The sequence below is a fragment of the Paenibacillus campinasensis genome, assembly GCF_002272015.1.
GTDB classification, from domain to species: Bacteria; Bacillota; Bacilli; order Paenibacillales; family Paenibacillaceae; genus Paenibacillus_AQ; species Paenibacillus_AQ campinasensis.
On record NZ_NPBY01000089.1, the window covers coordinates 1 to 9,507 of the forward strand.

General features: G+C 39.0%; 6 protein-coding genes. 5 read left to right on the forward strand and 1 reads right to left on the reverse strand.

What is annotated here, in order from left to right; translation table 11 throughout:
* The first annotated feature begins 151 nt into the window (after positions 1 to 151).
* Positions 152 to 1,108: a helix-turn-helix transcriptional regulator gene (locus CHH67_RS23950; RefSeq protein WP_095267889.1), complete on the forward strand. Its 957-nt coding sequence runs from the start codon at positions 152 to 154 to the stop codon at positions 1,106 to 1,108.
* A gap of 9 nt (positions 1,109 to 1,117) precedes the next feature.
* On the opposite strand, the gene CHH67_RS23955 is transcribed toward CHH67_RS23950, so the two are convergent.
* A complete protein-coding gene (locus CHH67_RS23955) occupies positions 1,118 to 1,780 on the reverse strand; it encodes a 3'-5' exonuclease (RefSeq protein ID WP_095267890.1) in 663 nt (220 codons plus the stop codon).
* A 198-nt stretch (positions 1,781 to 1,978) separates the two neighbouring features.
* Between CHH67_RS23955 and CHH67_RS23960 the strand changes: the two genes are divergently transcribed.
* The 4 genes from CHH67_RS23960 to dptG form a co-directional block, all read left to right on the forward strand.
* Positions 1,979 to 3,187, forward strand: coding sequence for a sigma-70 family RNA polymerase sigma factor (locus CHH67_RS23960; protein WP_095267891.1), 1,209 nt, complete (start codon positions 1,979 to 1,981; stop codon positions 3,185 to 3,187).
* Positions 3,184 to 6,411 carry a DEAD/DEAH box helicase gene (locus CHH67_RS23965; protein WP_095267892.1) on the forward strand — a complete coding sequence of 1,076 codons (3,228 nt, stop codon included), beginning with the start codon at positions 3,184 to 3,186 and terminating at the stop codon, positions 6,409 to 6,411. The genes CHH67_RS23960 and CHH67_RS23965 overlap by 4 nt, the downstream gene beginning before the upstream one ends.
* Positions 6,412 to 6,495: 84 nt before the next feature.
* Positions 6,496 to 8,289 carry a DNA phosphorothioation-dependent restriction protein DptF gene (gene dptF / locus CHH67_RS23970; RefSeq protein ID WP_095267893.1) on the forward strand — a complete coding sequence of 598 codons (1,794 nt, stop codon included), beginning with the start codon at positions 6,496 to 6,498 and terminating at the stop codon, positions 8,287 to 8,289.
* Between the two features lie 6 nt (positions 8,290 to 8,295).
* On the forward strand, positions 8,296 to 9,507 hold a 1,212-nt coding region (gene dptG / locus CHH67_RS23975; RefSeq protein ID WP_095267894.1), incomplete at its 3' end, for a DNA phosphorothioation-dependent restriction protein DptG.

The following is a 9,507-nucleotide window of genomic DNA, read 5'->3' on the forward strand; positions in this document are numbered from 1 at the left end:
TTTTTAATTTCAAGAGTATGCATTCGCTAACGGTTCTTCATTCCATCAAGGTTTTATAGAAGAAGATTTTTTAGCCCTTTGGAAGGATATGGACGGTAATTTGTCGAAATAGGTATGTATCATAATGAATTTCTAGTAGGAGAATCGAACTATGTCGGATAAGTTGTTCAGATGGTTCAAAATTATTTATGCCATCCAAGCAAGGCCGGGGATCAGCGCCAAGGAATTGGCGGAACGATGTGAAGCCGAGGAAAGAACGATATACCGGGATTTACGTTCACTAGACCTCGTAGCGCCGATTACCAACGAAGGGTACGGTAAAGGCTACACGTTCGCCGGGGATTTTGCCATGTTTCCATTCAATTGGACGCAGCAGGAGGCGTTGGTCTTCTCCATGCTCCCTTCCTTTGTCGACCAGAGCAATATGCCGCCGGGATTCGACACAGCGTATGACAAGGTTATGGCCGCTCATTTTCGGCAGAAGAAGCGGGATCGGGAAATTCTGAAACATGTCACGGATATTATCCAGATGGGGTCTCCCGCATATCGGGAGGATGCTCCCAACTATCTATATCAAGTCATTCAGGCCATCGTGGAAGAAAAGACGATCACCGTTGTATATCATACGCAGAGCCGGAATCAACAAACGGAACGGGAGATCGATCCGTACTACCTCGTTCCGAGGGATCAACGATTCTATCTGATCGGTTATTGCCATCAGGCGAAGGATATTCGGACCTTCCGTCTGAGCCGTTTCCGCTCTATGGAGATGACCAGCCGCACCTTCGAGCGCGGGGACTTTAACCTGAAGAATTATATGAAGAACACCTGGTCGATTGAACGCGGCGAGGAACAAATCCATTTCAAAGTGAAATTCTCGCCGGATGTCGCCCGTTACATCAAAGAAGAAGAGATGTTCGTGAGACCAAGGATGAAGGACCTGCCGGACGGCAGTTTGTTGTTCGAGGTTACCTTGAATCACGACCGGGAGTTTATGAACTGGGTAAGTCAGTACGGGCCGGATGCTGAAATTCTGGCCCCGGGATCTTACCGGGAACGAATGAAGGAACGGCTTGAACGATGGCGCAAGCTGTATGAGGGGGAATAAGGAACGGCACTATTGCGCCATTCCCAGCATTTCCGCCAGTTTACTGAATGGGTGATTCTCTTCCGAGCCTGTGGAGTATACCATTTCCGAGACGTACAGCTGATCTTCTGCGGCATTATTCGTGACCAATTGGATTTTAGGGAAGATCGAAAGAAAGATTTTCGCCGTGTTATAGGCGTCATCGGTGGCTCGATGCGGCTCTCCGATGAATGGGAGCTGCATCAGGTCTAGCGCCCGTTTCAATCCGATCCTCTGTCGATGATCCGATTGGTAAAGTCGAGTAAACGCCAGCTGAAGATCGTTATAATTTTGCAGCCAATCCAAGGAGATCTGATGATACCGGCAATGCTGGATGAACTGATATTTATCGTCCATTCCCCACGCGCATAAATAATAGGGCGCCTCGCCGATCCACTCTTGAAAGGCTTTTAGCGCTTCGGGAAAAGACGGTGCTTGATCGACTTGATCCTGTGTAATCCCCGTAAACGGTGTCGTTTCCGGTGTTAATTTATACTGTCTCGAAGGCTTTACATAGGAATGAAACACATCAGTCATGACCAGAGTTCCTTCTTGCTCGGTCATTTTAATCGCACCGATTTCGATAATGTCGGCAAGATGCTGATGTTTACGAACCACCATGAATTCAAGATCGAAGATGATATAAGTTGGCATTGGAATGCTCCTCTCTGCATTGGTTGTTACTAGTTTAGCAGGGGGGAGTGGCTGGGGTTGTCAGGGAATGTGTGTTCGGGGATGGGGAATAGCAAAATAAATTTAATAGGAACATATGTTTAGTGACAGAAAGTTGTAAGTTCCCTTTTTTATAATAGCATTATATATTCGAAGTTATCGATTAGAGGTGCTGTTAAAGTGAACACGGAACAATTGAAAGAGATGCTTCAATGGTTTTTAGTCGCATTTAACAAGAAGCATCGTATAAAGTTATCGTACGCCCATCGAACCATTGAGCAGGCACTAGCGTGCCCAGTTTCTGTGGACCAGGTGTATGCATTTTTGAAGGAAAATAAGTATCGATTTATTGAAGTGGATACTGAGTTACAACGTTCTCATTCTGCTATTGAAACCTTGAAGGATCTAGAGGGCCCTGATAATACAGCGCCAGTAAGTCCATCTTTAAATAATGAGCTTGAAGATATTGATGCATTGCTTGGTCAAACGCTTGAGATGAAAGTGGTGTCAGAAGTTCATCTGGCTACCAAGAAACAGGCCTCCTATTTATTAAATGACCATTTGTTAAACGAATATGGATCAACGAATAATGTGTCGGCCATGCAGCAACTTGTCCTAAGCAATTTGGGGCTAGTAAACAAGATGGTATCAAAATATAAAAATTATATGAATCATACGCTTTCTGAAGAAGATTTGAGACATGAGGGTATATTTGGATTAATGAAAGCTATTGAAAGGTTTGACCAGAAGGCAGGCGTTAACTTATCGACATACGCAATTCAGTGGATCCGTCAATCCATCACACGATCTATCATTGATAAAGGAACGACTGTACGCATCCCTGTACATATGGTTGAGCTCATTCGCAAAATCAAAAAAGTTGAGGCAAAGCTTGCGAATAACCTTAACGGAGAAAAAGTATCAATAAAGGCTGTCTGTGATGAATGCGGAATCAGTGTAGAGAAGTACCACATGGCAAAGACTGTAGAACATCGTTATCTCGCATTTACTTCACTAAATCAACATGTAGCATCTGGGGATATAGAAGGAGACACAGAACTTTTCGATTTTGTACCTAATGACCGATTAGAAGTATTCTCCTCCCTACCAATAGAGTATCGAGATCCCTATGAAAGATTAGAACAATCCATTCTTCATGAAAATCTCCGACTCCTCCTAGAAGGTTTAACAGATCGTGAGAAGGAAGTGCTGATTTATCGATTTGGATTGGATAATGGCGGTGAGGGACGAACGCTCGAAGAAGTTGGGGGGATCTTTGGAGTCACTCGAGAGCGTATACGCCAAATTGAAGAAAGGGCGTTAAGAAGACTAAGATCAATGAAAAATAAAGATAAGTATATCTGGCTTGCAGAGGGGGTACCGTCATGAATACCTTAGATATTATTAATCAAAAAATTCAATCACTTTCTAGTGATAAACCTGTTCTTATTATATTTAGAGGATTCGATGCGTTATTCCTGTCCGAAATATTAAAGTATAAATTGCTTGATGCTTCACTTACCTTGTCGATCGAACAGTTAGTATCTCTAAAGGCAACGCTTATTCCCCAACTATTCGGAAAGCAAGATAGCAGAGTGTTCTGTTGGTGTACTACAGAAGAATCAATGATCATCGGTAGAGAAATTCTTGATCTTTATTACACTGTATTGACGATAAATAATAATCTATATGACCATACGTATCCGGCATTATATTCATTTGATGCGAGCGAAGAGACACTTCGCTATATGTCAGAAGATGTGCCTGAAGACAGTGATAATGGTCAGGCTGAAGTCGGCACTCTTCTTCAATATTATGGAGTGGTTAAGACAATTGGTACTAGAAGATACATTGTTTATCCGGATACAGATGAACATATGATACCGTTCTATCAAAGAAGTGAACCCATCCAGGAAATTGAATTGCCATCGACAGCACCTATTCATTTAGAACTATCAGAGAATGAAGACGATTTTTTGTTATTATTTTATGATCTTCTTGAAGGAGCATTGCCAAACGGTCCGATTTATGTGGCGGCGTCTGGGGATATCCAAACCATGCCTCATCGTTATATGTCCAGACTTGAAACTTTGCAGAGCCTTGTTTCTAAGCGATACAAGTTGTTTTTAGTTCAGAAACAAACGATTATCAAACCGATAATTGATGAAGAGCCTTATGTCGATGTTCTTCGCCGTTACTGGGGATATTCATCATTCCGTACATTAAAGATGTACGAGAATATAAAGCATCGCTCTGCTGATAAAACCACAATTGAAATATCACAAGGACAAATTGTAGATGATATAGTTCAAGAAGCAATCAAAGCCAAGAACGGATCAGATTACCGGGATATTTTCGTGACGTCCCCTACAGGAGCGGGGAAATCTGTTATGTTTCAAGTTCCAGCGATTTATCTGGCAGAGCAATATCAGCTTCTTACAATAGTAATTTCACCCCTTATAGGACTCATGAATGATCAGGTTCAAGGGCTGCAGGCAAATCAGGTTGATATGTCTGCAACAATTAACTCGGAGATTAGCCCTGTAGAGAAAATGGAGATTCAGAGTAAAATCAGGGATGGTAAAATATCAGTTCTATATATTTCACCAGAGACGCTACTCAGTCGATCAGATATTTCCCAATTGATCGGGGAACGGGAGGTAGGATTGTTTGTTATCGATGAGGCACATATTGTAACAACCTGGGGGAAGGCATTTCGTTCAGATTATTGGTATCTTGGAACTTACCTATCCAAGTTGAGAAAGGAAAAGAACTTCCCGATTGCTACGTTTACAGCTACAGCTATTTATGGTGGTATTGAGGACATGTATGTAGAAACGCGGGACAGTTTGAATTTACTCTCTCCTATAAGTTATTTTGGCTATGTTCGAAGAGATGATCTAGACATCCATATCCACCGAAAAACGAACTATGATAAGCGTTTTAAAGAGTATCTTAATGATAAAAACCAAATCCTACTTCTGCGATTGGAACGCTTTTTAAAGAGTAATCAAAAGACTTTAGTATATTTTCCGACAGTTCGTTCTATTATCGACTTCAAGGAATTTGCAAGATTATACGGAAGTGACGCCCTGCTTTCTAATTTATCGATATACTATGGATCACTAGATAGAGAAGTTAAAAAAGAAAATTATTTAAAGTATAAAAACAATGAAGCCATCTTAATGTTGGCGACAAAAGCTTTTGGAATGGGAATTGATATTCCAGATATTCAAAATGTCTATCATTTTGCACCAACAGGTAATGTATGTGATTATGTACAAGAAATTGGTCGTGCAGCGCGTTCGCTTGATCGAGGGGATGCCTATTTCGATTTCCTACCACAGGATTTTGTTCATGTACAGCGTCTACACGGGATTTCGACAATCCGTAAAAATCAGCTAGTTCAAGTTATGCAGAAAATTCTTGGTATAGTTAATCATAAGAGTGGAAATACTCGTAATTTGCTTGTCAGTGCGGATGAGTTTCGGTATATTTTTCAGGACGAGAATACCAAAGATGACAACGTCGACAATAAGATCAAGACGGCGTTACTGATTATCGAAAAGGACTTTCAAGCAAAGCTTACGTATTCCCCGATAGTGGCGAGGCCTCGTAGTGTCTTTGCTTCTGAATACTTTATAGTTTCTTACGAAATAGAGAAGTCTATTTTTCCTGCCTTTAATCAGGAGTTTGTTTTACAGAGAAGATTCGGTGCTGGTGAGCGTCGCAGATCAGTTTATCGGCTGGATCTTAAGAAGATTTGGCAAGAACAATATCCTAATTTATCTTTTCCGCAATTTAAATACTACTTTCATTCAAATGATAGTAAGGTGAATTTGCCGTTTCAAGGAAGCATATCACCTGTGTTTTTGGTTGAACTGAATTTGATGATGGATGGCCCGGACCGTCTGATCCAACAAGTTGAAAAATGGGTTCGGTGGATAGATTCGACCTTTGGTCGTTATGCGAAAAATAAAGAATATTTTGATAACGAACAGTTTTCTAGGGAACTTCAAAATATTGTAGGAGGAAATAAATATACAGCTCAATTAATTACTGATGTGATTTTGAACAGTGCTTTCACTTTTGACCGGTTAATGAAGAAGAGCAGCAACTTCTATAATCGATTCCTTGGCTTTAGTGAATCTCGCAAAAAATATCATATAATGAACAGTGGGTATTCCAGCTTTACTGAGTGGATATTGTCTGAAACACATCGTTTATTAAATCAGCCACTATTGACTCAGAGGGAAAAGCAAGAATATGAAATTTATATTCCAAAATTGTTCAATAGTGAACAGGAAAAGCTGTTCATCTATCTTGGATTATTAGAATCATTGGGGCTGGTCATGTATCGAATCAATGGTGGGGATAACCCGGAAATTTTTATTCGTTTAAATACTAAGTCCCAACTGGAACGAATAGTGAACAATCCGGCGAAATATAGGAATATTATTCTAGATAATGTTAGGAGTCGCCATCAATTATCGGTTGCAATGCTAAAACATATTTTTGAAAATCAAGTTGACACCGAAACATTCTGGAATCTCATTGAGGATTATTTTCTAGGACGCGTGCCAGAGGAAGTTTTGAGTCAACTGAAAACATGAGTTTATTAATATTCTAAAATAGCCCCTTTTATGTAAATAATAGAAATTCCCTTTTAGAGTTAATGAAGTTGGAGGAATCACTTAATGGAAACCTTGAATAGGGAGCATTTTATCGACGCATTAAAAAGATGCAAACAATCTTCAAAAGAAGCTGTTGAAAATCTGGAGCAATTTAGTTCATTTAAAAAATATATGCATGTTCAACGCCCTGTGGAAATTGAGTTAGAAAAGCATATTAACGATGCTTATACGTCTCAGCGTGCACAGTTAATTTTGGTTTGCGGCGGAGTTGGCGATGGTAAGTCTCATATTCTATCCTATTTAAAGAATAAATTCCCATTTTTAAAAGATACAAATTCTTTTTATTTGCATAATGATGCTACAGAAAGTTTTTCACCACGGAAGACTTCCATTGATACCTTGGCCACTGTTTTAGAACCTTTCTCAGATGAAGGACTTCAACATGGCGGGACCAAAAATATTGTTTTGGCCATCAATTTAGGAGCATTAAACAATTTTATTGACTCGGAACACGGAAGCGCTTTTTCACGGTTAAAAGACTATGTACATAAAAAGCGTATTCTTGAATCGGTAATTGACGAAGAGGTTACGCCGGATGACCATATTTTCAAGTATGTCAACTTCAGTGACTACCATTTGTATCAATTGACCGAACAGGGACCCAAATCGGATTACATTAAAGGAATTTTTCAAAAAATAACGCAGAAAACAGATGATAATCCATTTTACCAGGCTTACCTTTATGATTACGAAGATGATCGTGACGTAGCCACGAGAAATCCGATAATTCAAAATTATGAATTATTCCAACATGAAGATGTTCAAGAGAAGATAATAGATTTACTTATTCAGGCCATGGTAAAGGAAAAACTAATCATTTCTACTCGAGGACTATTAGATTTTATTTATAACATATTAGTTCCTGCATCTATGGAGAATATGAATTATTTAGAAATTAAGGAATTCATACAGGGGCTTGATTTTAAAGATTATACCTCCTCGTTATTGCCGTTTCAATTGTTCGAAAAAAAGGATGCTTCGTTGATTCATCAAGCGATCCATCAAATTAATCCAACCCAAATTCGGACGGAGGAATTGGACCAATATTTAATTGAATTTAAATCCCGGAAAGACGGGGCGTATTTGTTTTCTAGGTATATAGATATTAATCGGCTTCCTTATTTTGCGAAATCATTTTTGCATAATTCGCCATGGAGAAACCCAGAAAGCAAGGAACAGCAAGTCTATAGAAGATCGCTCGTTAAACTATTTGTTTATTTATATTATTTAATTCCAAAAATGGAGCACAAATCTTTTGGAGATCCGACCTATCAGCAATTCATGAAATATTTATACTATTGGAACAAGCGTGAATGGAGCAAACTTGCTAAACTGTACCGGGATGATGTTAGGGAGGCCATATATAATTGGAACGGTGAGGGCAACGGAGATTTGATTTATGTTCAAATCGGACAACCGCAGACTCAATATTACGCTTTGCAGAAGCTTGAGATTGAGCCATACGTTGTTCGGACCCCTTCCTTACCTAATGAGGAAATGTTTAAATTTTTAACGATGATGCACTTGCAGTTTAAAGCCAAAAATTCAAATTCAGTCGCATCAATCGATATCGATTATACGCTTTACTCATTCCTTGTTCGGATTAACAGAGGTTATCGACCAAATAAAAAGGATAAGTTTCAATTTATCAAATTTGTAGAATTCATTGAAACGCTTAGCGAGTTCGGAAATAACAAGGAAGAAATCGTTTTTGAAAGTAAACAGTTTGGGAAAACAACCCGTTACCGGCTTAAGTATGACGAAACGTTCGACCAATACTCATTCATGGAGATGTAGAAGACAATGAGCTACACTATAAACCTTGATCTTATTCGGGAAAAATTCAAATTTGATTCTTCGCTAAGACATAATCCCAAATTCACAATTGAATTTTTGCCCTATAATACAAAATTTAAGGACAACCAATACAATTTTCGGGAAGTCGTTGGGGAATTTATCCGCTTGGTGGGCCAAAAAAAGTTACCTGAAGTCGTCAATACCGATGATCTGATCTTAAACGTCTTAAATAAAATCGAATTTGAAAATGTGAACCAGCGAAGCGAATTTAAACAAATGGTCAAAACGTTATTCTTAGACGATCATGGCCAGCTATATCTGTTTCACCCACAGACCTTGTACTACATAAATACGGTTGATTCTGAAAATAAAAAGCTCGCATTGTTCCTTTACGATGTTTTGTGGAAACAAGAAGAGCCTTGGGCAGTGGAAACAAATCAAGGAAACTCCAATGATCTGATGAGTGATTTGCTTTTTAAATCACTTCCTGAACTTGAGGTCGCTCCTAAAACGGCAAAAAGTTATACGGACATGGTACCGGGCATTTCTGATTTATTTGTACATGATTTCAAATGGTTAGCGACAAAAAATGAATTATTTACGTCGCAGGTTGAGAAGTTGATCTCTTATTACTATTTCTTTTACGTCACCCAATTTTCTTTGCGTAATGAGATGATGTTCAACCATTTTGAAAGAAAAGTTAAACCAGTATATTTCACTTTCGAAGAAGAAGAAAAGCTATCTAAAACACGAGTAAGTTATGAATTTGGTTGGCGAAGCCTGGAAAGGTCAGTTAATCGGTTGTTTTCTCATGTGAATTTACTGAAAATGTTAAATCTATCGACTGACTCAACCAATGAGCTTCTGTCATATCAAGAAATTGCTGACCGGATAGGCGCTATGAGCCAAGATGAACAAAAGATACTTGAGCAAGATGTTGATACTTTAATAGATGAATATAAGAAGAAACTGTCAGGGGATAGCAGATGGGATCTTATGGGTAACTTTTCTCAACCTTATCAGATTTCCGTTTTGAATAAACTGTATTTATTATTACATATGATAGATCATCAATTCAATCAAACCAGCCGATCGAAGCCATACAACGAATATAAACAATGGTTTGTTCATTTCTGCCAGAAAAGTTTTCTGAAATCGCGTGGTAGATCCGGCAAGATGCTCATTTTAGACACGGACTATTTATTGTTCCTAACAAAA